Origin of the sequence: Olsenella sp. oral taxon 807 (assembly GCF_001189515.2) — a bacterium.
Lineage (GTDB): Bacteria > Actinomycetota > Coriobacteriia > Coriobacteriales > Atopobiaceae > Olsenella_F.
The window spans coordinates 1,589,929-1,613,302 of sequence record NZ_CP012069.2; the positions used below are offsets into that span (position 1 = coordinate 1,589,929).

General features: G+C 61.3%; 16 protein-coding genes. 9 read left to right on the plus strand and 7 right to left on the minus strand.

Translation table 11 applies throughout. The features are described from left to right. The first annotated feature begins 2 nt into the window (after positions 1 to 2). The 6 genes from ADJ70_RS06755 (at position 3) to ADJ70_RS14570 (ending at position 8,293) form a co-directional block, all read left to right on the plus strand. Positions 3 to 818 carry a phosphorylcholine transferase LicD gene (locus ADJ70_RS06755; protein WP_157051428.1) on the plus strand — a complete coding sequence of 272 codons (816 nt, stop codon included), beginning with the start codon at positions 3 to 5 and terminating at the stop codon, positions 816 to 818. Beyond that, positions 811 to 2,388, plus strand: coding sequence for an NTP transferase domain-containing protein (locus tag ADJ70_RS06760; RefSeq protein ID WP_050344474.1), 1,578 nt, complete (start codon positions 811 to 813; stop codon positions 2,386 to 2,388). The genes ADJ70_RS06755 and ADJ70_RS06760 overlap by 8 nt, the downstream gene beginning before the upstream one ends. Positions 2,389 to 2,429: 41 nt before the next feature. Further along, complete coding sequence (locus tag ADJ70_RS06765; RefSeq protein WP_216597322.1) at positions 2,430 to 3,119, plus strand: 2-C-methyl-D-erythritol 4-phosphate cytidylyltransferase; 690 nt, start codon at positions 2,430 to 2,432, stop codon at positions 3,117 to 3,119. Continuing rightward, positions 3,120 to 4,589, plus strand: coding sequence for a lipopolysaccharide biosynthesis protein (locus ADJ70_RS06770; protein ID WP_050344476.1), 1,470 nt, complete (start codon positions 3,120 to 3,122; stop codon positions 4,587 to 4,589). It abuts the gene before it with no gap. A 2-nt stretch (positions 4,590 to 4,591) separates the two neighbouring features. Further along, positions 4,592 to 5,710, plus strand: coding sequence for a non-hydrolyzing UDP-N-acetylglucosamine 2-epimerase (wecB, locus tag ADJ70_RS06775; RefSeq protein WP_216597323.1), 1,119 nt, complete (start codon positions 4,592 to 4,594; stop codon positions 5,708 to 5,710). A gap of 2,016 nt (positions 5,711 to 7,726) precedes the next feature. Continuing rightward, positions 7,727 to 8,293 (plus strand): hypothetical protein, encoded by a 567-nt coding sequence (locus tag ADJ70_RS14570; RefSeq protein WP_157051429.1) that lies wholly within the window; start codon positions 7,727 to 7,729, stop codon positions 8,291 to 8,293. A 426-nt stretch (positions 8,294 to 8,719) separates the two neighbouring features. Here the strand turns inward: ADJ70_RS14570 and ADJ70_RS06785 are convergent, their stop codons facing one another. From ADJ70_RS06785 to ADJ70_RS06810, 5 genes are all read right to left on the minus strand, one after another. Further along, entirely contained in the window at positions 8,720 to 10,195 is a 1,476-nt protein-coding gene (locus tag ADJ70_RS06785; protein WP_083443868.1) for a bifunctional dTDP-4-dehydrorhamnose 3,5-epimerase family protein/NAD(P)-dependent oxidoreductase, read from the minus strand. Positions 10,196 to 10,206: 11 nt separating this feature from the next. Continuing rightward, a complete protein-coding gene (gene rfbB, locus ADJ70_RS06790; RefSeq protein WP_050344478.1) occupies positions 10,207 to 11,226 on the minus strand; it encodes a dTDP-glucose 4,6-dehydratase in 1,020 nt (339 codons plus the stop codon). 2 nt (positions 11,227 to 11,228) lie between these two features. Beyond that, complete coding sequence (rfbA, locus tag ADJ70_RS06795; protein ID WP_050344479.1) at positions 11,229 to 12,134, minus strand: glucose-1-phosphate thymidylyltransferase RfbA; 906 nt, start codon at positions 12,132 to 12,134, stop codon at positions 11,229 to 11,231. Between the two features lie 87 nt (positions 12,135 to 12,221). Then, positions 12,222 to 13,022, minus strand: coding sequence for a sugar transferase (locus ADJ70_RS06800; protein ID WP_216597324.1), 801 nt, complete (start codon positions 13,020 to 13,022; stop codon positions 12,222 to 12,224). 1,459 nt (positions 13,023 to 14,481) lie between these two features. Continuing rightward, positions 14,482 to 15,405 (minus strand): putative ABC transporter permease, encoded by a 924-nt coding sequence (locus tag ADJ70_RS06810; RefSeq protein ID WP_050340392.1) that lies wholly within the window; start codon positions 15,403 to 15,405, stop codon positions 14,482 to 14,484. A gap of 235 nt (positions 15,406 to 15,640) precedes the next feature. Between ADJ70_RS06810 and ADJ70_RS06815 the strand changes: the two genes are divergently transcribed. Further along, a complete protein-coding gene (locus ADJ70_RS06815) occupies positions 15,641 to 16,846 on the plus strand; it encodes an iron-containing alcohol dehydrogenase (protein WP_050344481.1) in 1,206 nt (401 codons plus the stop codon). Positions 16,847 to 17,006: 160 nt separating this feature from the next. Here ADJ70_RS06815 and ADJ70_RS06820 read toward each other — a convergent pair whose 3' ends face one another. Continuing rightward, positions 17,007 to 17,522 carry a hypothetical protein gene (locus ADJ70_RS06820; protein WP_050340393.1) on the minus strand — a complete coding sequence of 172 codons (516 nt, stop codon included), beginning with the start codon at positions 17,520 to 17,522 and terminating at the stop codon, positions 17,007 to 17,009. Positions 17,523 to 18,825: 1,303 nt separating this feature from the next. On the opposite strand from ADJ70_RS06820, the gene ADJ70_RS06830 reads away from it, so the two are divergent. Both ADJ70_RS06830 and ADJ70_RS06835 read left to right on the plus strand, forming a co-directional pair. Next, positions 18,826 to 19,524, plus strand: a complete 699-nt coding sequence (locus tag ADJ70_RS06830; protein WP_050340396.1) for a putative ABC transporter permease — start codon at positions 18,826 to 18,828, stop codon at positions 19,522 to 19,524. 316 nt (positions 19,525 to 19,840) lie between these two features. Then, entirely contained in the window at positions 19,841 to 20,362 is a 522-nt protein-coding gene (locus ADJ70_RS06835) for a GNAT family N-acetyltransferase (RefSeq protein ID WP_216597238.1), read from the plus strand. Positions 20,363 to 21,289: 927 nt separating this feature from the next. On the opposite strand, the gene ADJ70_RS06840 is transcribed toward ADJ70_RS06835, so the two are convergent. Then, positions 21,290 to 22,150 (minus strand): aldo/keto reductase, encoded by an 861-nt coding sequence (locus tag ADJ70_RS06840; RefSeq protein ID WP_050340398.1) that lies wholly within the window; start codon positions 22,148 to 22,150, stop codon positions 21,290 to 21,292. Positions 22,151 to 23,374: the final 1,224 nt, after the last annotated feature.

Sequence of the window (23,374 nt, forward strand, 5' to 3'; positions counted from 1 at the left end):
AAATGAGACCTGTCAAGGATAGGGAGATCAAGCAGATAGCTTTCGAGACCCTAAAGCACATAAAGGAACTCTGTGATGCCGAGGACATTCGTTACTTCCTGGGCTACGGGACCGCACTCGGGGCGGTTCGCCACAAGGGGTTTATCCCTTGGGACGACGACGTGGACGTGTACATGCTGCGCACCGACTTCGAACGCTACGTAGCGGCGGACAAGAGGACTGGCGGCAGATATCGCCTCGTCTGCACCGAGAACGAGGCCAGGTACACGTTGCCGTTGCCCAAGGTCGTGGATACGCAGACCGTACTGCACCAGACGGACCAGGTTGAGGCTTTCGACCTAGGCGTCTACGTGGACGTGTTCGTGCTCGACGCCGTGCCTGCAAATGACAGTGAGAGAATAGCTCTTTACCATAGACTAGACAGAATCCAGCGCGAATGGGAGGCGGCTCAGTATGCTCCGACAACCTCCACACATCCCGTTAAGAGAATGGGGAAGTGGTTTCTGAACGCCCTAGGACCACGGCGCTTCTCCGTGCGGATAGACAAGGTCGCCAAAGCCGTCGACTCGAATGGCGAAACGGGTTACGTTAGTCCCTCGACCTACTGCGTCTACGGGAGAGAGAGGGAGACCTACCCGCTGGAATGGTTCGGCGGTAACCGCACGCAGGAATTCTGCAGGATGGAGTTCACCGTGCCAGATCGCGTTGAGGACTACCTCACTAGGCTCTACGATGACTACATGCAGCTGCCGCCCATCGAACAGCGCAAGTCACACCATTGCTTCGAGGCTTTCTGGAAAGAAAATGCCCATGAGTAGCGTGAAGATGGCCGTCATCCTCGCCGCCGGCAAGTCCTCCAAGTTCTTCCCGCCGCTCTACGACAAGCCCAAGGGTCTCTTCGAGTACCAAGGCGAGGTACTGATCGAGCGGCAGATCCGGCAGTTGCACGAGGCCGGGATCGGGGACGTCACAGTCGTAATCGGCTACGAGAAGGAGCGGTTCTTCTACTTGGCTGAAAAGATGGGCGTGAACCTTGTTGTGAGTCCGAACTGGGCCGACGAGGGCAGTCTGGCCAGCATGGCCCTCGTACGGGACAGGTTGGGAGGCTCCTTCGCCTGCTACGCCGACCAGTGGTACGAGAGGAACCCGTTCCTGGGCTTCAAGCCGAGAGGCCGGTCTGTTCGCATGGCGCAAGAGCAGACCGACGCCACCCGCGAGTTTGTGGTGGACGAGGCTGCCGACGGCAGGCTCTCCGGCATGCGCACGGGCGCGGGGTCGGGCCTTTGCATGGTAGGGGCGGTCTACCTGACTCCAGAGTTCGCGGACAGGCTTATGCTCCTCTGGGACAAGGAGCGCAGCTGGCTTGGCACCCGGGGCATGTTTTGGGAGCAGTTCTGGGGCAGGCATGCCGACGAGCTCCCGCTCTACGCTTGGCCCGCGCCCGAGGGCTACAGGGAGTTCGACTCGCTCGGCGACTTCGGGGTCGACGGGGTGCTCCAGAATATGGACCAGGGGGCCGTGAGCAACATCTGCCGCCTGCTGGGGTGCAAGCCATCCGACATCCGCGATGTGGAGCCCATCAGCGCCGGTCTCACGAACGTGTCCTTCACCTTCGTGGTCGCGAGCGAGAGGTACGTCTACCGCCATCCGGGCGCAAGCTCGTCGGCCCTGGTGGACCGCGCGGCGGAGGTCGTGGCGCAGGGCGTGGCCAAGGACCTGGGTATCGACTACAGCGTAATAGACATTTCCGAGGAGGGTTGGAAGCTGTCCTGCTTCGTGCCTTCTGAGAGGAAGTTCGACTACAACAGGCCTGATGACCTGGCAGCGGGAGTGGCGCAGATACGGACGCTGCATAGGAGCGGAGTGACCTGCGCCCACCGCATGGACATGCTCGCCGAGGGCGAGCGTCTACAGGGCCTGGCATCGGCCTCCAAAGGAGACATCAGGGTCGAGCAGGCGGGCATCCATGAGAAAGTTACCCGCGTCTGGCACCACGTGGAGCTGGACGGCTGGCCCAAGGTGCTCTGCCACAACGACACCTACGCCGTAAATTGGATTGTGGGGCCAGAAGGGCCCTGCCTCATCGACTGGGAGTACGCAGGGATGAACGACCCCATGGCCGACCTCGCCACCATGCCAGTGAGGGACGGCCTTACTCGCGAGAAGTACGACGAGATCACCTCGCTCTACTTCGGGGGCAACGTCAGCTTCGAGCGGAGGCGGCACGCCTATGGGGTGGCAGTCCTCTCAAGCTGGTACTGGCTCTCTTGGGCGCTCTTCAAGGACACGCTCGGGGAGGACGGCTACTTCATGCTCAACGCCTGGCGGGCGCTCAGCCTCTACACGGACCTGGCGCTTTCGATGTACGAGAGCGGCGACCAACGATGAGGAATGTCGCAATTATCCTCGCCGGTGGACGGGGCACCCGCATGGGAGCTGACGTGCCCAAGCAGTTCGTGCGCGTGCTGGGACGGCCCGTGCTCTCCTACACCATCGAGCGCTTCCAGAGGCACCCCGAGGTGGACATCATCGAGGTCGTCTGTCGCGACGGGTGGAAGGACGAGATCGACGACATCTGCCTCAAGGGCGACTTTTCCAAGGTGCGTTGGGTCGCACCCGGAGGGACCACCTTCCAGGAGTCCGTGATGAATGGGCTGGACTACTTGGACGGCAGGATTTCAGATGACGACCAGGCGCTCATCCACTACGGGGTCTCACCCTTCGTCTCCGACGAAGTTATCTCGGACGCGATACGGGTCTGCAAGCTGCACGGCAACGCGAGCCCGGCACACAGCCAGGTCTACCTGGCCGCCACAAAGGGCGATGGCGAGTCCACCACGGAGTTCCTCGACCGCGACCAGATCATGGTCTTCAACTCCCCGCAAGCGCTTCGCTACGGCTACGCCAAGTGGGTCTACGCCGAGGGCAAGAGGCGCGGCCTCATCGAGAAAGTGGAACCGCACACGACAAGTCTCATGCTCGCCTTGGGCGAGCGAGTGTGGTTCTCAAAGGGCTTAACTTCAAACATCAAGATCACCACGCCCGAGGATCTGCGTATGTTCGAGGGCTGGGTGCTCTACGAGCGAGTGCACGCAGTCGGAAAGGGCGGCGATTCGTAGATGGCTGAGATCTCCAAGCATACGGTCGTCACGTCACTCGTGTGGAAGTTCCTCGAGCGCGGCAGCGCCCAGCTCGTCTCGTTCGTGGTCTCGTTGGTCCTAGCGCGCCTGCTGGGCCCCACCGACTACGGCATCGTCTCGCTCGTGCTCGTTTTCACAGCCATCGCCCTGGTGTTCGTGCAGGGCGGCTTCAACACGGCACTCATCCAGAAGGACGGGGCCACGGACCTAGACTACTCCAGCGTGCTCGTATTCTCGCTGGGGATGGCGCTCGCCATCTACCTGGTATTGTTCCTGGCAGCTCCCGCTGTGGCCGATTTCTACGGCAACCCCGACGTCTGCCAGATCCTGCGCGTGATGGCGTTGGTGCTGTTGCCCGGTGCGTACAATTCGGTACAGGTGGCTTACGCCGAGAAGACCTTCCAGTTCTGCAAACTCTTCGTGGCAAACCTCGCCATAGCTGTGTGTACGGGCACGGCGGGCATAGTGCTGGCCTTCGCGGGGGCGGGCGTGTGGGCGCTCGTAGCCCAACAGCTGGGCAACCAGCTCTTCGTCTGTATGATGCTCATCTTCACACTGCGCTGGCGGCCCCACCTCGACTTCTCGGCGGCCTCCATACGCGAGCTCTTCGGCTTTGGGGCCAACGTGCTCGCCGGCGACCTGCTCGTGCAGATCTTCCTTAACCTGCGCAACCTCATCGTGGGGCGCGTTTTCGACACGGCCACGCTCGGCCTCTTCAACCGCGGGCATCAGTTCCCGGCGGCGGCCATGCAGGCCGTGACCGGCAGCATACAGGAGGTTATGCTCCCCACCTTCTCCGGTGTGCAGAACGACCCGAGGCGCGTCCTGTCCATAGTACGCAGGTCGGTGCAGGCGAGCTGTTTCGCCATCTTTCCACTCATGTTCGGCCTTACCGCCTGTGCTGCACCCCTAGTATCCCTCCTGCTGGGCGAGACATGGGCGGGCTGCGTGCCCTACCTGCAGGTATTCGCGATCTCCTATTGCTTCCAGCCAATCCAGATTATCTGCGCCCAGGCCATGAGAGGTCTCGGCGACAGCGGAACCACGCTTAAGCTGGAGGTCGTGCGCAAGTCAACCGAGCTGGGACTCATGTTCGGCAGTATCACTCTGGGGCCCGTCGCCCTGGCGGCGAGCTCAGTGGCAGCCGGCACTGTCTCCTGCGCGATGGCCCTGGTGCCCAATGTGCGGGTGCTGGGCTACAGGCTGCGCGACCAGCTGGCCGACCTGGCCCGGCCGCTTCTGGGCTCGATCGTGATTGTGGCCTGCGTACAGGCGGTAGGCCTGCTGTCGCTTCCCAGCACGGTGGCGCTGGCTCTGCAGGTCATTACGGGCATGACCTCCTACGCGGTCCTCATGGCCGCTTTGCACGACGACACAATGACGACTCTGGTCTCCGGGTTGCGGAGGTTCCGCGCCTGCAGACGGGGGCGCACCCAGGAAGGAGAGTGACCATGGGCAGACGGAAAGTGATGCTCATCTTCGGGACCCGTCCCGAGGCGATAAAGATGTGCCCGCTCGTGAACATATTGAAGGGTAGAACCGAGGACTTCGACGTAGTGGTAACTGTGACGGGTCAGCACCGCGAGATGCTCCAGCAGGTACTCGACGTTTTTGGCGTGGTTCCGGATCACGACCTGAAAGTGATGAGGACGGACCAAACGCTCTTCGACGTGACTAGCGACGTGCTCACGCGTCTGAAGCCGATACTGGAGGAGAGGCCCAGCGCCGTACTCGTACACGGGGACACCACGACCTCTTTCGCAGCGGCGCTGGCTTGCTTCTACCTGCAGATCTCCGTCGGGCACGTGGAGGCGGGCTTGCGCACCCACGACATCAACTCACCTTGGCCCGAGGAGTTCAACCGCCAGGCCGTTGACATCATCACCCATTGGTACTTCGCGCCTACGGAGATCTCGAGGCAGAACCTGCTCGACGAGGGCAAGCCGGCGGGCAGGATTTGGGTCACCGGCAACACGGGCGTCGACGCACTGAGGACTACGGTGCGGGAGAGCTACAGCAATCCCGAGCTGGAGTGGGCTAAGGGCTCCCGCCTCATCCTTATCACGGCCCACCGCAGGGAGAACCTGGGAGAACCCATGCACCGCATGTTCCGGGCCATACGCCGGGTGATGGAGGAGCATCCCGATATCAAGGCCATCTGCCCCATTCACATGAACCCGAAGGCGCGCGCGGCGGCGCATGCAGAGCTCGACGGCTTTGACCGGCTTCGCATCATCGAGCCCCTGGATGTGCTCGACTTCCACAACTTCATGGCCCACTCCTACCTGGTCCTCACGGACTCGGGCGGCATCCAGGAGGAAGCACCCAGCCTGGGCAAGCCGGTCCTTGTCATGCGTGACGCTACCGAACGTCCCGAGGGCGTGGCGGCCGGGACCTTGAAGCTCGTGGGCACCGACGAAGACGTGATCTACCGGGAGTTCAGCCGACTGCTTTCCGACCCGGATGCGTACGCGGAAATGTCCCATGCGTCCAACCCCTACGGCGACGGGCACGCTTCCGAGCGGATTGCGGACGTACTGGCGGAAATTTCCGACTCGACACGCGAGTAAGTCACTCATGAGTGCCAAAACTGAAATGCGGCAACAGAAACCCGAGATTCGCCCGGCCGCAAGCGCTTAGGTAACGAGGGCCTCAAGCTCGTGACGTTACGAGTCGAGTCCCTCGAACTGGAGGAGATCGAGAGGGTGTCCGAATCTGATTAAATGCTCCCCAATGTGCTTCATAACCGCAGGGTATCGGTACTTCCCCCGCCTCCCGGACGCCCCCGGGTCGGGTGGGGCGGGGGCTGCGGGCGGAAGACCTCCCCGTGCAGCTGGTCGCGGCGGTAGTACCCCAGGCAGCAGTCGGCGACCAGGGCCGTGGTGGCGTCGCGCCCGCGATGCGAGTACCTCCAGGAGAGCTCGTCCGCGTAAGGACCGCGGCCCCGCCGTCGACAGGCCGCAGGACGTCCGGTGGCCTAGGACTCGAGGTTCGAGATCACGTGGCGCGAGGTGTGGAGGCTCGCGTCGCGCCCGTCCGCGTCGAACTTGCGCCGCAGCGGGCCCCGCAGTCCGGGACGACCCCGGGGGAGCGGCGCCCGCGCCTGCCCGAGGTGTGCCCGGCCGCCGCGAGCATCGGCCGCGGGCCCGTGGACCGCGTCTCCTCGTCCTGTCGCGCGCGGCGATGAGGAAGTCGTCCGCCTCGACCCCGCCCGACAGCACGTCGGAGGCACCCCGGCCTCGCCATGGCGCCGCGCAGGCGCCCCGGCACGAGGGTCGCCGTGCTCTCCGAGACCCCTACCTGGGCGGCGAGCCCCAATGTCATTAACTTAAGCTGGTGGCATTCACATCGGCAGGACGCCTGGGGCCAAGGGCCGGGACAGGCTCCCGACCCTTTCTCGCATGCCTCGGTGTAGTTGACATGAACTATGGGTTTTTCCTGTTGAATGGCTTCTTATGTAGTGAGAACAATTGAGTCCTATGGGACAATACGTAAGGAGGACGTGGTGGGAACTTGTTCGTGAGGGCGCGGCGGAGGAGGTCCGCCGACGGCACCGAGTCGCCCCGGTCGCCGGGAGCGCGGGGGCTGGCGGCAGGGTCGCGCGGCGGACTGTGCCGGACGTCGGGCGCGTCACGTCCGACCAGGCGCCTTGGCCCGAGGCGGGCGAGGAGGCCGAGGCTGGCCTGGGACCGGCGGGGGGGGTGTCGCACGTGGGCGTGGCGGAACGCATGGGACGCGACCTCGAGTCTGTCCGCAGCGACGCGCTCCCCGCCACCCGCGGGACCCGCCCGCCGGACCTCGCCCGCAGGCGCAAGATGCCGCACGACCTGCTGGTGGAGAGCGTCGTGGCCCGCAAGGGCAGGACGCCCCCGCCGGGAGTCCGCGACCTCGCCAGGGAGGCGCTCATGGCGGGGCCGACAGGCGTGCCCGGATACCTCAAGGCAAGGAAGAGGCTCAGGCCCGAGGCCCTGCTCGGGCTCGCCCGCCACCATGCGGCCGGCGTCTACGCCGACGGGGACTGGCGCACCCACGGGGGCATGCTCCTCGTCGCGACCTGCGGCCCGGCGTCCGACGTGCCCACCAACGCCGAGACGATCGCGCGCCGGGACGGCCCGTCGGGCCACGGCCGCGACCGGGCGACGATGGGCCCGTCCGGGGCGTCCGGCGTGGTAAACCGCCAGATGCCCGGCCTTGCCGTGCGCCGGGGCGGCCTCGACGGGCGCGCCGAGGCGCCCGGCCATGCCGGGGCGGTGGCCGACGCGGTGGGCGGGCTGCCTCTCGCGCTCGTGACGGGCGGGGGCCACCCGCCTCTCCCCCTGATGGCCGCCCTCTCCGACATGGGCGTCCCCCACGCGGCGCGCCGCCGGCGAAGCTCCACGGGCGCGGGGTCCGGGGCCTGCGAGGCGGCGGGTGGCGACCCTCGGCCGGGCCCCGGGCCAGCCAGCCCCGGGCCGCGGTCCGCCGGGAGGTCCGACCGGGACGCCCGGGGGCGCCTGGTGGGCCACGCGCCGCTGCGGGTGCGCCGCGCGCCGGCCGGCGCGGGGGGCGAGGCCCCGGAGAGGCCGGCGGCCGCCATCGGGGGCGACGTGCCGGCGACCAACGGGCCCGCCGAGGCCTGCCACATGAGGTGGGGCGCCGGGACGTGCCTCCGGTTCACGAGGGACCGCCCGCAGACGGGGAGCCTCGCGGGCACCGGGCCCAGGCTCACAGGGCAGGACGCCTGCGCCGCCGCCTACCTCGCCAACGTCGCGTCCGGCCTGGCCAACGAGGCCGAGAGGGAGGCCCCTGGCGACATCGCCGCGCGTGGGCACGGGCACCGGACGGTTGCGAGCCGCACGGTCGCCATCGGCGTGCCGAGGGACGAGCCCGCCGGGGCCGTGCTCGCCGGGGACGCGGCCGTGCGAGAGGCGATGATGTCAGACATAGTCGCCGAGCTGGGGCGATGCCTCGTGCCAGTCCGACCCGCCCGCGCCTGTGACCGCGACGGGCTCGGAGGCAAACGCGCAAACCGCCACGGCGACACCCACAAGAGAGCGTTCTGGCGACCGCAAGTCCTAGGCAAGCGACCGCAAGTCGCACGACACGTTCTGCGAGCGAAAGCCGCACAGACAGTCATGTCTGGGCGACCCACCTCAGGCGCCCTGCCGATGTGAATGCCACCAGCTTAAGTTAATGACATTGGGCGGTCCCGGGGGCGGACACGCCCCCCTCGACCTCGCCAGCAGCCACATGGCACGGGACCGGCGGCGCAGGCGCGCCTCGGGGTGCCGCGTGGCCGTCCCGGCCGCCGCCGAGAGGTGGCGGGGGCACCTCTTGCGCCGCCAGGTGCGGTTGCGCCCGGCGACGGGCTAGCACGTCGCGCACCCGCACCTCTCGCACTCCCATCCCTCCGGCCACCTGACCCCCGTCAGACGCCTCTCGCGGCCCCATCGCCCGGGTACCTAGCCGGCAGGGCGCGGGGGCTGCCCATCCTGCCCATCTCCCCCCGGCCTGCCTGCGCCTCGTGCTGCCCATCGTGCCCCCCTGCCTCGATCACTCTTTCTCGGCACCATGGCACGACATGGCAGAAGATGCGTCACTTACTCCGTGTCTCCCTCACTGCGAAGTACGTCGACATACTCAGCGAGTTCAACCTCCCAGTCAGACATATCGAAACCAGTAGCGCTAAGCTTGTGGAGATCGAGCGCAGAGTGCTTGGGGCGAGGGGCAGTGGGTCCTTTAGAGTTCGCATAGTAGTCGTCCGTAGCCACAGGCACAACCTTATTACCATTGCCGTTGACGAGGTCGAATATGGTGCGAGCTACATACGCCCACGACCTCACCGCGCCAGAGCCCGTGCAATCGTAGGTACCGTACGAAGCCTTTGAGTCCAGCAGGTGGAAGATGGCTCGCGCAAGGTCCTTGGTAAAGCTAAGCCGCCCGAGCTGATCGTCCACGACCGTAACGCGGTCTAGTGCATCATTGGGATCGACCACGCGGTTCGAGAGACCGACCATCGTCTTCACGAAGTTGTGACCGTCACCCACGACCCAGCTCGTACGCAAGATATAGTGGCGGGGGCACCCCATCACGGCAAGGTCACCAGCTACCTTTGACTGTCCGTAGACAGAAAGCGGAGAGAATGATTCACTCTCGTCGTGCGTAGCATGGGTGCCGTCGAAGACGTAGTCGCTGGAGATGTGCACGAGCGTGATGCCGTGCTCGGCACAGGTACGGGCGAGCAGCGCCGGGCCCGTCGCGTTCGCCTTCCAGGCCTCCACACGCCCCTCCGGTGTCTCCGCCTTGTCAACCGCCGTGTACGCCCCGCAGTTGATCACCGTCTCGTACAGGTCCCAGTCATACTTTGTGTACTCTGCGGGATCGCTCACATCAAATACGTCGCAGTCAGTCCAGTCGAAGGCAAGTCCGGTGCCGCGATCCCCCACGAGGGCCCGTACGGCGCGGCCCAGCTGGCCATTGCAGCCGGTGACCAAGGTGCGCTTGGGCGCCATGGGGACGGCGTCTTTGAGATACGGGTGACTCTTGTCAGTCACAGATAGCATGGCCCGGTTGAGCGGTATTGGCCAATCGATGTTCAGCGCCGGATCGGCAAGGTTCACGAAGGTGTACGTCTTCTTGAGCTCAGCCGACCAGTGTGCATCCACGAGGTAGGTGTACACGGTGCCATCTTCGAGTGCCTGGAAGGCGTTGCCAACGCCTCTGGGGACATAGACTGCCCGATCGGGTCCCAGCTCACAATGGAAGGACCTACCATAGGTCCCGCTTCCCTGCCTGAGGTCCACCCAGGCCCCGAAGATCTTACCAGCACCGACGCTGACGAACTTGTTCCATGGTTCCGCGTGAATGCCGCGCGTAACGCCCCGCTCAGCGTTAAAGGAGATATTGTTCTGGACAACCTGAAAGTCAGGAATACCCAGTGCAACCATCTTGGCACGCTGCCAGTTCTCCTTGAACCAGCCGCGACTATCGCCGTGAACGGAGAGGTCCACCACCTTGAGGCCGGCGATGCCAGTCTCCTCTACCTTGAGCTGCTTCTCAAATTCGATGTCAGACATGATGAAAACTCCTACTGCCCCTGAGCTGCATACTTCCTTTCGGTGGTCTCCTTGGCAGGACGCCACCAGCTCTCGTGGTCGCGATACCACTCGATGGTCTGGTCGAGACCCTCTCCGAAGTCCGCATGAATGGGTCTCCAACCGAGTTCGTCCTCGAGCTTGGCGGAATCGATCGAGTAGCGACGGTCATGGCCGGGACGATCGCGCACCCAGTCAAAGGCGTCCTCGGGCTGACCCATGGCGGAGAGAATGGAACGGAGCACGTCGATATTCGAGCGCTCGCCGTTGGCGCCGATGAGGTAGGTCTCCCCGATACGCCCCTTCGCGAGAATGTCCCACACTGCGCGGGAGTGATCCTCGGTGTGGATCCAATCACGCACATTCTTTCCCGTACCGTAAAGCTTTGGGCGGATACCACAGAGGACGTTCGTTATCTGGCGGGGGATGAACTTCTCCACGTGCTGGTAAGGCCCGTAGTTGTTCGAGCAGTTGGAGATGGTGGCACGAATACCGTAGGTACGGTGCCATGCACGCACAAGCAGGTCAGAGCTCGCCTTGGTGGAGCTGTACGGACTCGAGGGCTTGTATGGGTCATCAGGTTCAAAGCGCCTGGGTTCGTCGAGATCCAAATCCCCATAGACCTCATCCGTGCTCACGTGGTGGTAGCGGATGTCATACCTCCCCGCTACGTGCAGTAGCCGGTACGTGCCCACGACGTTTGTCCGTACGAACGGCTCGGGGTCGAAGATGGAGTTATCGTTGTGAGACTCGGCCGCATAGTGCACGATGGCATCGTGTCCAGGGACAATGCGGTCGAGAAGATCAGCATCGCAGATGTCACCCACCACGAGTTCGACCTGCGACTCAGGGAGACCAGCAATATTCTTTGGGTTACCCGCGTACGTAAGCTTGTCAAGCACGGTCACGTGACATTCCGGATGGTTCGCTACCATCCAGCGCACGAAGTTGCTGCCTATGAAGCCACAGCCGCCCGTGACAATGATGTTCTTGGGTTCGAAGCTTTCGGACATGGCTACTCCTCCCCAAAGTGGCGGTCAGGGGCAATACCTCCCTCAGCGACGGTTCGCAGATGTTGCCCATAGACTGACTTCCCATACTTGGTGGCAGCCTCTAGCAGGACGTCCTTAGAAATCCATCCGTTCTCGAAGGCGATCTCCTCGGGAACCGAAACCGGAAGATCTTGTGCCTCCTCCACAGTACGCACGAACTGCCCCGCCTCGAAGAGGCTCTCCATGGTACCAGTATCAAGCCATGCGTAGCCGCGGCCGAGGGTCACGACATCAAGCGTCCCGTCCTCAAGGTACATTCGGTTGAGGTCCGTGATCTCATACTCACCGCGGGCAGAGGGGCATACGTGCTCCGCATACTCAGTCACGCGCTCATCATAGAAGTACAGGCCCGTCACCGCATAGTTGCTCTTTGGGTGTGCGGGCTTCTCCTCGATGGAGACCACATTGTAGTGCTTATCAAACTCCACCACGCCAAAGCGCTCGGGATCGTCAACTCGGTAGCCAAACACAGTCGAGCGTGCCTTGGCGGCATTTTCCACTGCCCTGCGCAGGTGTCGGCTGAGTCCATTGCCATAGAAGATATTGTCACCGAGCACGAGCGCGCAGGCACCACCCGCAACGAAGTCCTTCCCATAGTGGAAGGCCCTTGCAAGTCCGTCAGACTCTGGTTGAACCACGTACTGCAAAGAGATGCCAAATTGGCTTCCGTCACCCAGCAGACGCTCAAAGTTAGGTGTGTCCTGCGGAGTCGAAATAATGAGGATGTCGCGTATGCCCGCCAACATTAGTGTGCTCAGGGGGTAGTACACCATGGGCTTATCATACACAGGCAAGAGCTGTTTGCTTGTCACGGACGTCAACGGGTAGAGGCGTGTGCCGCTTCCTCCCGCGAGGATGATTCCCCTCATTGTTCACCACTCCAATCTGAGGAGGCACCCTCATCGGCAAATACGGGAGGAAAACTCAGTGATAGAGGCATGTTGCGCCATACTCCGCTAACTTCCCTGGGCTGCCAGCACCACGCCAATCGTCTGGATGATCAGTTTTAGATCCGTCCACAGTGAGCACTGCTTCACGTAGAGCAGATCGAGGCTCACCCAGTCGTCGAACGAGATGTAGTCCCTGTTACGCCTTGTCTGCCAGTAGCAGGTGATACCACCCTTGACTAACAGGCGCTGTTGGTGACGCTCAGTGTAGCGGGCAACCTCCGAGGGCAGCGCTGGGCGAGGACCCACCACTGATATGTCACCCACAAGAACGTTGAAGAACTGGGGGAGCTCGTCGATCGAAGTTTTGCGAATGAACCTACCCACTCTCGTTATACGTGGATCATCCTTGATCTTGAATACGGGGCCGTCCTTTTCGTTGAGCTTCCGGAGCTCCGGGAGTCTCTTCTCCGCATTTTGGTACATGGAGCGGAACTTCCAGATATAGAAGCGCCTGCCGCCCTTTGTCACACGTTTCTGCCTGAAGAGGGCAGGGCCCGGTGAGTCGAGCTTGATCGCGAGGGCAACCAGCAACATGGGTCCAGAGAGTAGAACCAGCACGAGGGCGGAAAAGGTAATGTCGAATAGGCGCTTGAAGAAGCGATATGCATATCGCTGGTCAAGTCGTTTTGCGGCAGCATACACATCAGCATCCGGAAGCATTGGCGCTTTCGCAGCAAACAAATCCAACGAGTCGTGCTCTCTCCGCTTCCCACCCTGCACCAGATTCAAAAACGACCTGCCAGGCAACAGCGCGGTATGGTTGCCGCATCCCCCTTGGACACCTGTCTTCATCAGATCCTCAGCCACCACCCCCGCCGCCATACTTATCTACCAAGCCTTTCCTGTCTTTGTCCGACAGCATGCGATGTGCCACGAGAAAATGATTCTTCAGCAGATACATATAGAATGCGTAGCTGTCTTGCTACATTTGCAGATTCATACAAACCTACACTGATTATTAGTGTTGATATTCCTGCACCGTAACCCACCAGAACCACCGCCTCAGAGAAGTCTACGATTCAACTCTTATACAAACCGAAGCTTACTACTATACTAGCATATGATTAGCTTTAGTAAATCTGAACTAGTACTATACGGATATATTCTGTAGAAGCTAATACATCCGTTATTACAAGGTTGTCGCATCCTGGGATTGCATCACTGATATTTCTATACCATAGTCCACCAAAAACCACCACCTCACAAGAGACCTACGACACCTGTGGCATCACTATAGAGTACTCTATGATTGTCAACTGTCAGCGATGGATGGTATTTTACTTACTTGTCTTTTGTCGCACCGTTCGCGCACCCGATGACAGATGATGAGCCGATTTATTGCCATCAAGACGCCTAGAAAGAACCTCCCTCACACTGCGCGATGACGTTCTGGCAGCGCCGGCAGATAGTGCTTCATAGCTCTTGGGGCTCTCGATATCGCTCTCTATGCCAAGAGCGATGCGCCCCACCTGTCGCAGAGAGGCGGCCTGGTCCTCCAAGGCCATCCTCGGTCCTAACGCATTAACGCCGACTATCCGTAGACTATCCTCCGTCGTCGCCTCGAGACTCTTTCCCGCCCGTTCTCTTCGCCTAGCTACGCTCTTATATGTGACAAAGACACCGACCGCAATCAAGAAGCCAACAGCGAAACCCGCCATGAAGACGGATACGGGGTTGAAAGGTGTCGAGGACGTCGTATCTGCATATGCGCATGTCGGAACGTTCGCGACACCAATCTCCACAAGTCCAACCAATATCGCAGGGCTGACTCTTTTCTTTGCAGGCATATACACACCTCCAACAACCTTTATACCCACTATTGTATGTTCAGATATTCACAATATAACTGATGCTAAATTTAGTACCAATATATCGGTGCTTTCTCCATAAATATGAATCTCTTGGCATGATTGCTGCTGAGGGGGCGCGGAACAAACCAGGCCGACGGATAAGTTAGGCCTCACGCCGTCGAACTCCCTCGCGCTGTTGGTGATCGTTCTGTCGCTCTCGAACCCATCGAGGTTGCGAGGTAGGGTTCCTTGACCAGCAGGGCTCTGTCGCCTTTGGGACTAGATCAGCGCATCGCCCCCAGCGAACGCGTACACACCCGCCAAGAGCACGGTCTTGTAGCCATCAACGTCGACGCAAGCGTCAGACCCAGGCCACGCGCGGCCTGCCCTCACGAACGAGCCTTGATCGCTCTACGGACCCTCTATGAGGGCATATCGCAGGCTGGAAAGAACTGCACAGGCGTACGAGAAGGGACTCACTCACCAACAATCATGTTCTGGAAGCGATTGCTCATGAACTCGTTCGAGAAGCGCTCGTCCACCCACAGCTCGAAGTCGTTTCGAGGCGGGATGCCTGCGTCGCGAGCCGCCCTGCGCGTGAAGCACGCAAGTGTCATGAAGATGTCGAGGGCAAGGTAGGCGGCAAGGAACAGCACGAACACGACCTGGCGTCGCGTCGTCGGCTCACCAATGACGCTCAGCAGCCACGGTGTGATGAGGTTTGCCCACACCAGGCCAAGGACGCCCCAGAAGAAGAGGAACGGCACGGCAACCCACTTGGTGATGGCGCCCGGGACGTTCGTGTAGTCCCACGACACGGCACCCATGAAGGTCTCCATGCCCCAGCCGGTGACCTGCTCCAAAAGACCACCCACAACCATCGCGACTAGGAAGACCTGCCACCACGCGGCCTCCCTCTTGCGCATGCGCAGGCAGATGAGGGTGAGAAGCACCGCACCAACGCCGTAAAGCGGGGAAAACGGTCCCCAGACCAAGCCGTAGCGACCCTCGGTGAGCCCCTCGGTGACGAACATCCAGACCTGCTCGAGGATGAGTCCCGCCACCGAGCCTACCAGAAAGAGGATGACCACCTGGTACCAACCCACCCTCATGTGGTCAGCCCGATCGTTGCGGACGAGTCGCTCGGCCTCGGCAATGGATCGGAGCTGGGTTATGGTGAGCCTGGTCGGCTTGCCCATCTCCTTCCGGTAGCCCTTGAGGCGGTAGTAGAAGTCGAGCTGGGCCGCAGCCTTACGCACATCGTCGGGAAGCTCTCGGTTCTCTGCAGCACGCTGTATGGGCTTGCCCCGCCCGAGCCATGCCATGAAGCCCTTTACCAGCATAACGACAAGCCTGATGATGCCGATGAGCACAAAGAGACTTACCAGTGACCAGAACATGTCCCTCCCACCGTATTGACGCAAGCCCACACATCGACACGTCTTTCTCTACCCCGACAATCATACGCCTCGCGCATGGCAGAGATGGCAGACAACTGGGAGATGCAAGGCAAGCCATCCCCACCTCATGGCACTCCCACGCACCGAACAAGACGCATGGCAAGGACGGAGTCCGAAGCTCAAGGCGACGTACAATGATCCCATACGGACAGACGCCATCGTCGAAGGGAAGGCCATGAACGACTTCATCTTTCAATCCCCCACGCGCATCGTGTTCGGCAGGGGTTACGTGGACAAGACAGGAGCCGAGGTTGCAGCATTGGGGGCCAGAAACGTGCTTCTCGTCTACGGCGGAGGCTCCGTCAAGCGCACGGGCGTGCTCGATCGTGCTGAGAGATCACTTAGCACGGAAGGTGTCGACTACACAGAACTTGGCGGAGTGAGGCCCAACCCCGAAGTTAGACTCGTACGTGAGGGCATCGACCTCGCCCGCAAGAAAAACGTTGACCTGATCCTCGCCGTAGGAGGTGGGTCGGTCATCGACTGCGCGAAGGCGATCGCGTTTGGCGTGCCCTACGATGGGGACGTGTGGGAGCTCTTCGAGAGAAGGACTCCCATCAAGGCGAGTCTACCCATCGCCACCACGCTCACCATCCCAGCGGCAGGCTCAGAGGCATCGGGCTCCTGCGTCATCAGCAACGACAAGCTGCGACTCAAGAGGGGCGTGAGCGGAGACGTCCTTCGCCCGAGCGTCGCCATCATGGACCCCGAGCTCACCTTCACGCTGCCCCAGTACCAGACCGCCGCAGGCGTGACGGACATGATCTGCCACATCTGCGAGCGCTACTTCAGCGGTATCGGCGCGGTGCCCGTAGCTGACAACATAGCCTGCGGGCTCATCAGGGCGATCATGGAGGCAGCCAGGCAGGTGGCAAAAAAGCCTGATGACTACGACGCGCGGGCAACGCTCATGTGGGCAGGCACGCTCGCCCACAACGATCTCTGCGGCTGCGGTAGAAGCACCGCAGCCGAGCGGCGCGCAGGCGGCTGGGAGAGCCATGCCCTCGAGCACGAGATCTCCGCGCACCACAGCGAGGTCACGCACGGCGCGGGACTTGCCGTGATCCTCCCGGCGTGGATGCGCTACGTATGGCCGGCACACCCTGAGCGCTTCCTCTCGTTTGCGAAAGACGTCTTTGGACTGATGCCGAAAGACGACACGCATGATGCGGACGTTGAGACCATCACGCGCTCCATCGACGAGCTGCAGCAACTCTTCGTGAGTCTCGGCATGCCCAAGACGCTTGGTGACCTTGGGCTTATGCCCGACGACATCGAGGCGTGGATGGGGACGCTGCACCAGAACAGAGGGGAGGTCTTCGGTGAGTTCAAGCCGCTCACCCTCAATGATGCGCGAGCGATCTACCAGTCATCGTTCTAGCGCCTCACAGGCAGCGGGCGTGAGACGACCCGCTGCCTCCCACGGCAGCTTGGCGCAGGAAACAACATCCCCGTAGGTTGTGCTAGGCGCGCGGGAAAGCCCGCTGACGACCTTGCTCTCAAAGGCGTCTGTCATCCCGTCGGTTTCAGGCATCGCCTCGCTACGCCACGCTCGGAAAGGGAATCTCCCCATAGCGCTGCACGCCCCAGCGCCCATAGATGACCTCGTCTGCCCACCACCTTCCCTCGGGTAGCCACATACCATCCTGCACGTAATCCAGATAGGTGCCCCATGCGACACACGCGCGCTGCGCCGTGCCTGGGTCCTCGTCCCACGCCGCATCCACCCGATCCTCATCAAGGGGCTCGAAGTAATCGTAGTAGTTGTCCTTCTCGAGGCCCTGGACGGCATCGAGGAAGCTCCACCTCCCGCAACACTGCTGGTAAGGATGACGATCGCCTCCGACGATCACATATAGCCTGCCCTGGGGGACGCGTTCGCAGTCCTCGATCGGCGTTGGGGTTCCCCAGGGGTCTCCCAACTCGAGGTCGCGTATGGACCTCTCCGTCGCATAGTAGCCAAACCACAGCCTATCCCGACGCGCGATCAGCGCCTTGCGAATCCCCGCAGCCTCCGCCAGACACGACGCCTCGACCATACTCTCCTGATATCCCATGACAGCCCCCATCTCTTGGCACTCCACCGTCTGGGGCCAAAGCCCGCAACAAGACAAGAGCCACCTCAATCCAACGTGACCCTCACACCATCTACCGGGCTTTACCAACAGACGCCAACCTCAAACGCGAACGCTCGCCGTGCTGGGCAAGCCAGTGAGGGCTGGTGCACCCTCCCGCCATCACGTACCATTGGGGGCCTCCGCAATAGCTCTTGCTTGCCTGCGCATGCACCCATCATAGCACAGTATTAAGTACAGATGTTCGACAATTTCTAACCTTTGATGTTTTTGCGAGCACCCATGCGAGGCCATAGCTCACGCGTGGCACGAGGTGATACGCCGACGAGTTCGCCCGAATCTTCTCGCGATACAGCATAGCCTGCGTCTCGCTCTTTGACCTCGGTGAGGTGCGGCTCTCTCAACGGCACATCGGACCGAACGATGTACTCATTATCATATCGCTTTCAGGCGAGTCCCCTGACGCCTCGTCAATAGCATGGTGGCACACAACCTCACGACCGCGCTCGATCGCCTTCTCTCTGCCTAACGTACTGTCGTCTATGCCGACGACAGGTCTGTGGCGAGCGTGGCGAGTGAGACCAAGCGCATCTTCATGCCCCTCTTGGAACTCATACAGGTCTACAGCGCCCAAGATTGCCAGACGCTCTGCATGAGCAAGCAGAAAGGCAGCGTCCTCATCATCTCAGGTGCAAGGCACTCTCGGGAAACAGTGGCGCTCATTCATATCCTCCAGTTGTATAAGACGTTCACACTCTGCATCACGAGCGAGCATGGCAGCGAATGCGCGCTTGCCGCAGACGACACCCTTTACGTGGGAACCACAAGAGCTGACGTGCCTCCCGACGTGACGGAAAGACGCATTCTGCGCGACTGTTCGCATGCAAAGTGCGTCTTTCGGTGGGCAACGTGATGGAAAGGCGCAGTCTGCGGCCACCAGACCACCCAGACTGCGCTTTTCCATGAGGGGCTGTCGGGCCCAGAATGCGCTTTTTCGTGAGGCGACGCCACGTTTGCCCAGGTAAGGAAAAGCGCATTCTACGGAAAAGCGCACTCTGTGCAGACGCCCTCACGAAAAAGCGCACTCTGACCCATCACCCTCACGGAAAAGCGCACTTTGCCCACCAATGTACGACCCAAACTGCACCTTTTGGTGAGTCAGCGAACGCGGAGTCATCTCGACCTACCAAAGGGCGCCCACTGACGGCAGAGCACCGGTCCTTGGCATGCCCGGCGTAGTATGGGACAATGCCACTATGGCAAGCCACGGAGGGACGATGCCACGATGACTGAGCACGAACCCGGCGTCAGGCCAAATGATTCTTACGTCAGAGACGGAGACGCCGCGAGAAAGACCACAGATCGCACTGCCCAAGGCGGCGGGAAGGTTCACGCCGCACGCAATGTCGGACGGACGAAGCAGTCCCGCGACGAGTCTATGCGCGAGCGCCTTGCCCTTGCCGCTGCGGCATTTGTCGTCGGAGGAGTCGTCGGCTGGCTCTATGAGGTAGGCATCGGCGTACTCGAGCGAGGTTTCTTCGACTGGGAGCACGGTGGGCTCGGTATTCCGTTCCTACAGATCTACGGCATCGGTAGCGCACTCGTCATGCTGCTGCTCGGTCGCGCCGACTCCCCCGTGCGTGCGCATCCACCGCTCTGCTTCGCAGCCATATGCCTGCTCACGGCAACGCTTGAGTATGCCAGCGGTGCGGCCATGCTCTACGGCCTGGGCGTGCAGACCTGGGACTATCGCGTACCGGGCTGGGACTTCATGTGCACGCCTGACGGCCTCTTGTCCCTGCGCGGCATCCTCTCGTTTGGCGTGCTCGGGATCGTTCTTGTCTACCCCATCAAGTCGCTGGCGCGCAAGCTACGCGCGCGAATGCCAAGGACCTTCGACACCACCGTATGGTCACTCACGGCGTTCATCATGGCAGTGGCTGTCGTCACCTACGCCGTCAGCGGCACCGGTGCCCTCAAGTAGCATCCCCAGCAGGTGGCCTCGCCACTGATGCCACCGCAACGGCCCACGACAACACCTTCCCTGAAAAGCAGGCTATTTACCTGTAGCGCTCAGACGTTAGGCCGGCATGCCCGTCTGAACTTCGAGCGAAGATAGGTCCGTGGGGTCGATGCCAAGCCTCCCCTCGGTCACCGCACGCCCGCATAGCTCCCGTCCTCGGCAAGTCGCTGTGAGTCTCGAGGGGCTGCCTCGCTGTGAGAGCTGAGCGATTATAGCTCGGCGATAACAATGCAATGCTCCGCACCGTATTGATGTCATAACTCTCTTTAGTGGCATTATGATAAGGAAGATTACCTTTGACTCAAACAGCAAGGACATCTCTCAAGATTTGCAGGGATTGAATATGCACATCGGATTTAAAAAAGGGATAAATAGAGGCAATGCCTTACTTTTATGCAAGTGGTCAAATGAACAAGGAAAAGAATTCCAAGAACAATGGATGGGTTCTAAGATTTCTTACCCGTTGAGCTATAGCAAGATAATAGAATTGGAGAATATATTCTCAATACTCAATAAGGAAGAATTTATCGGAATAATACAAGAAATACGAATTGATCAAAATAATATACATATAGGTAGATTCGTAATAGATCCTACAAAGACAGGATTGGGCATTGGGACAGAGGCACTGAGAGGGTTTATAGATCTCATTTTTCAGGATGAGAGTATCAAGAGTATTTCTCTAACAGTTTTTGATTCCAATCAAAAAGCAAAGAAAATTTATGAGAAACTTGGGTTTAGAGTTGACGAGATAATCGAGACCCCAAAGCTGAAGTATATCATGAGAAAGCACAGATAAAGGCCTGTGGTGGGGATCTTGGACTAAGACTCGCCTGATTGTAGAGCCCACTGCAGGGAAAGAGACGTGGTCAAAACATTGGCACATCCGTTCCGGCATCGACCAGGCGGACACCTCGCTCACGACCGAACTCAACCTCGCCTTGGCACTTAAGGCCAACTCTCACGTCAAATAGCAGCTTCGAGAGTCCGTGTGGGAGGGCAGTTGCGTCACCGCCCTGGCGGCGTGGGCCTCAGGTCCGAGCGCCCTGGCGTCACGGGGGCCATGGGGTCGTTGATGTCGTGGGACCCGTAGCCCCGCCCGGTCGCGCGAGCGGCCGTGGGTACGCAGGAGTGTACACAGATTGACGAAAATGGCCCCTCGGAGCCGTTTTGGGCCATTCGTGTACACTGTTGCGACGTGAGTTGCGTCGGGTGGCACGAGCGCCCCAACCGCCATGGCGTGCCGGCAGCACCCCTCGGTGGCCCGCCTCTCCCCTGGCCGGGAAAACAGGCTCTGCGCGAGTGGCGCCGCCGCCAGGTTGGCGTTTTCACTGGGGTGTCAACCCACGCAAACCCCCGAAGAGCCGTCAAATATGTCGATTTCGCGACCGTCTGGGGCCAAGGTCACACCATAGCCGAGCGCACGGGCTCTGGCACGGCCAACTTCATCGAATGGGTGAGGGGATGCTGCGCGTAGCGTCCAGAATCCATGACCCAGCTCTTTCAAGATAGTGCCCCGCAGATTGTGGGGCACTAAGAACTGAGTCTCAACTGGGCAAACGTCGCCACGATAGTGCCCCGCAGCGTGCGGGGCACTATGCGTCGGATCACCTGCGATGCCAGCTGGCAAGGAGCCGACCGTCCGAGCTGTCCGGACCACCTGAGTGCGAGGACGACGCCCTATGCCTCGCACCACATGAGAGCGATGCTCCCACAGGGCGTCTCCTTAAAAGTCGACTTCGTCAGGGCTGCTACCCGAGCCTCCCATAAAGGGCAGCGCATCGATTGCGTCCATGTCTTGGGCGGTGATCTTAAAGCCAAAGACGTCCGCGTTCTCGCGGATGCGCTGCTCATGGATGGACTTCGGCAGGGGGAGCACGTCGTGTTGCAACGCCCAGCGCACGCACAGCTGGGCGGTCGAGACGCCATAGCGCTCGGCAATCTGGACCATGCGCCCGTCCGTCAGCAACTTGCCCCGTCCTAGCGGACTCCACCCTTCAACCTGCACGCCATTGTGCTGGCAATACGACACGATGTCTGTCTGCATGAAACCGGGATGAAACTCAAGCTGGTCAACCATTGGAGCAACGTCAGCGGTCATCAGCGGCTCAAGATGATGCCTCAGGAAGTTCGAGACCCCGATTGACCTGACTCGACCCTCATGGTAGAGCTTCTCGAAGGCGCGCCATGTGTCACGGTTGATCGCCTGCCAGTCATCGAACTGGTGAGCAGCAGCTGGCCAGTGGATGAGGTAAAGGTCGAGATAGTCAAGGCCGAGGTCAGCAAGGGTCTTCTCAAAGGCATCCAAGGTCCTGTCGTAGCCGCGCTCCGTGTTCCAGAGCTTGCTTGTGACGAAGAGCTCTTCTCGCGAGATGCCTGCCTCCCTGATCCCGAGGGCCACCCCCTTGCCCACCGAGCGCTCGTTGCCATAGATAGCCGCGCCATCGATGTGGCGATAGCCCATCTTGATGGCACAGCTCACGGCCTCAACCGCCTCCTCGCCACTCGCCGTCTGCCACGTGCCGAGTCCGATGCAGGGGATGCCCCTACCGTTGGAAAGGACAAACGTATCTGCCAGTCGGTTCATCTCTACCTCCGATGTTCGAGCTCCCATCTTCCCGAGAAGAGTATAGCCTGCCCCGTTGGTACATGCGAACGTGGTCGCAAGGCCCCCACTGTCCGATTTGCCTGCCGTTTGATCCTAACGATCTATAGAGGCGTGGGCATGACCCAGCTCGCAAGATAGACACGCTGATGATAGCAAGGTGACCAAGAACGCTCGGGGCCGAGTGGCAGTGCAACTCACACTGCCACTCGACGGTGAACGTACCACGCGTCGCGTTCAGGGCCGAGTGGCAGTGCGATCGGTACGCTCGGGGCCGAGTGGCAGTGAAGGGATGGGGTCTGGGTACGCCCGGGGCCGAGTGGCAGTGCGGCCGGGACTGCCAAACGGGCGTGAGCGTACCAAATCGGTACGATCGATGCCGAGTGGCAGTGAAGGGATGGGGTCTGGGTACGCCCGGGGCCGAGTGGCAGTGCGGCCGGGACTGCCAAACGGGCGTGAGCGTACCAAATCGGTACGATCGATGCCGAGTGGCAGTGAAGGGATGGGGTCTGGGTACGCTCGGGGCCGAGTGGCAGTGCGATGTTCACTGCCACTCGATGGCGAACGTACCACGCCTCACGTTCAGGGCCGAGTGGCAGCGCAATCGGTACGCTCGGGGCCGAGTGGCAGTGAAGGGATGGGGTCTGGGCACGCCCGGGGCCGAGTGGCAGTGCGGCCGGGACTGCCAAACGGGCGTGAGCGTACCAAATCGGTACGATCGATGCCGAGTGGCAGTGAAGGGATGGGGTCTGGGTACGCTCGGGGCCGAGTGGCAGTGTGATGTTCACTGCCAGTCGATGGCGAACGTACCACGCGTCGCGTTCGGGGCCGAGTGGCAGCGCAATCGGTACGCTCGGGGCCGAGTGGCAGTGAAGGGATGGGGTCTGGGTACGCTCGGGGCCGAGTGGCAGTGCGGCCGGGACTGCCAAACGGGCGTGAGCGTACCAAATCGGTACGCTCGGGGCCGAGTGGCAGTGAAGGGATGGGGTCTGGGTACGCTCGGGGCCGAGTGGCAGTGCGATGTTCACTGCCACTCGATGGCGAACGTACCACGCCTCACGTTCGGGGCCGAGTGGCAGTGCGGTCGGTACGATCGATGCAGAGTGGCAGTGCAATTGGTACGCTCGGGGCCGAGCGGCAGTGCGGCTCACACTGCCACTCGATGGTGAACGTACCACACCTCACGTTCAAGGCCGAGTGGCAGTG

Excerpts from the sequence above, each read along its gene's own strand:
- ADJ70_RS06755 (WP_157051428.1), top strand. The coding sequence starts at position 3 with ATGAGACCTGTCAAGGATAGGGAGATCAAGCAGATAGCTTTCGAGACC.
- ADJ70_RS06760 (WP_050344474.1), top strand. The coding sequence starts at position 811 with ATGAGTAGCGTGAAGATGGCCGTCATCCTCGCCGCCGGCAAGTCCTCC.
- ADJ70_RS06765 (WP_216597322.1), top strand. The coding sequence starts at position 2,430 with ATGGGAGCTGACGTGCCCAAGCAGTTCGTGCGCGTGCTGGGACGGCCC.
- ADJ70_RS06770 (WP_050344476.1), top strand. The coding sequence starts at position 3,120 with ATGGCTGAGATCTCCAAGCATACGGTCGTCACGTCACTCGTGTGGAAG.
- wecB (WP_216597323.1), top strand. The coding sequence starts at position 4,592 with ATGGGCAGACGGAAAGTGATGCTCATCTTCGGGACCCGTCCCGAGGCG.
- ADJ70_RS06785 (WP_083443868.1), bottom strand. The coding sequence starts at position 10,195 with ATGTCTGACATCGAATTTGAGAAGCAGCTCAAGGTAGAGGAGACTGGC.
- rfbB (WP_050344478.1), bottom strand. The coding sequence starts at position 11,226 with ATGTCCGAAAGCTTCGAACCCAAGAACATCATTGTCACGGGCGGCTGT.
- rfbA (WP_050344479.1), bottom strand. The coding sequence starts at position 12,134 with ATGAGGGGAATCATCCTCGCGGGAGGAAGCGGCACACGCCTCTACCCG.
- ADJ70_RS06810 (WP_050340392.1), bottom strand. The coding sequence starts at position 15,405 with ATGTTCTGGTCACTGGTAAGTCTCTTTGTGCTCATCGGCATCATCAGG.
- ADJ70_RS06815 (WP_050344481.1), top strand. The coding sequence starts at position 15,641 with ATGAACGACTTCATCTTTCAATCCCCCACGCGCATCGTGTTCGGCAGG.
- ADJ70_RS06820 (WP_050340393.1), bottom strand. The coding sequence starts at position 17,522 with ATGGGATATCAGGAGAGTATGGTCGAGGCGTCGTGTCTGGCGGAGGCT.
- ADJ70_RS06830 (WP_050340396.1), top strand. The coding sequence starts at position 18,826 with ATGACTGAGCACGAACCCGGCGTCAGGCCAAATGATTCTTACGTCAGA.
- ADJ70_RS06835 (WP_216597238.1), top strand. The coding sequence starts at position 19,841 with ATGATAAGGAAGATTACCTTTGACTCAAACAGCAAGGACATCTCTCAA.
- ADJ70_RS06840 (WP_050340398.1), bottom strand. The coding sequence starts at position 22,150 with ATGAACCGACTGGCAGATACGTTTGTCCTTTCCAACGGTAGGGGCATC.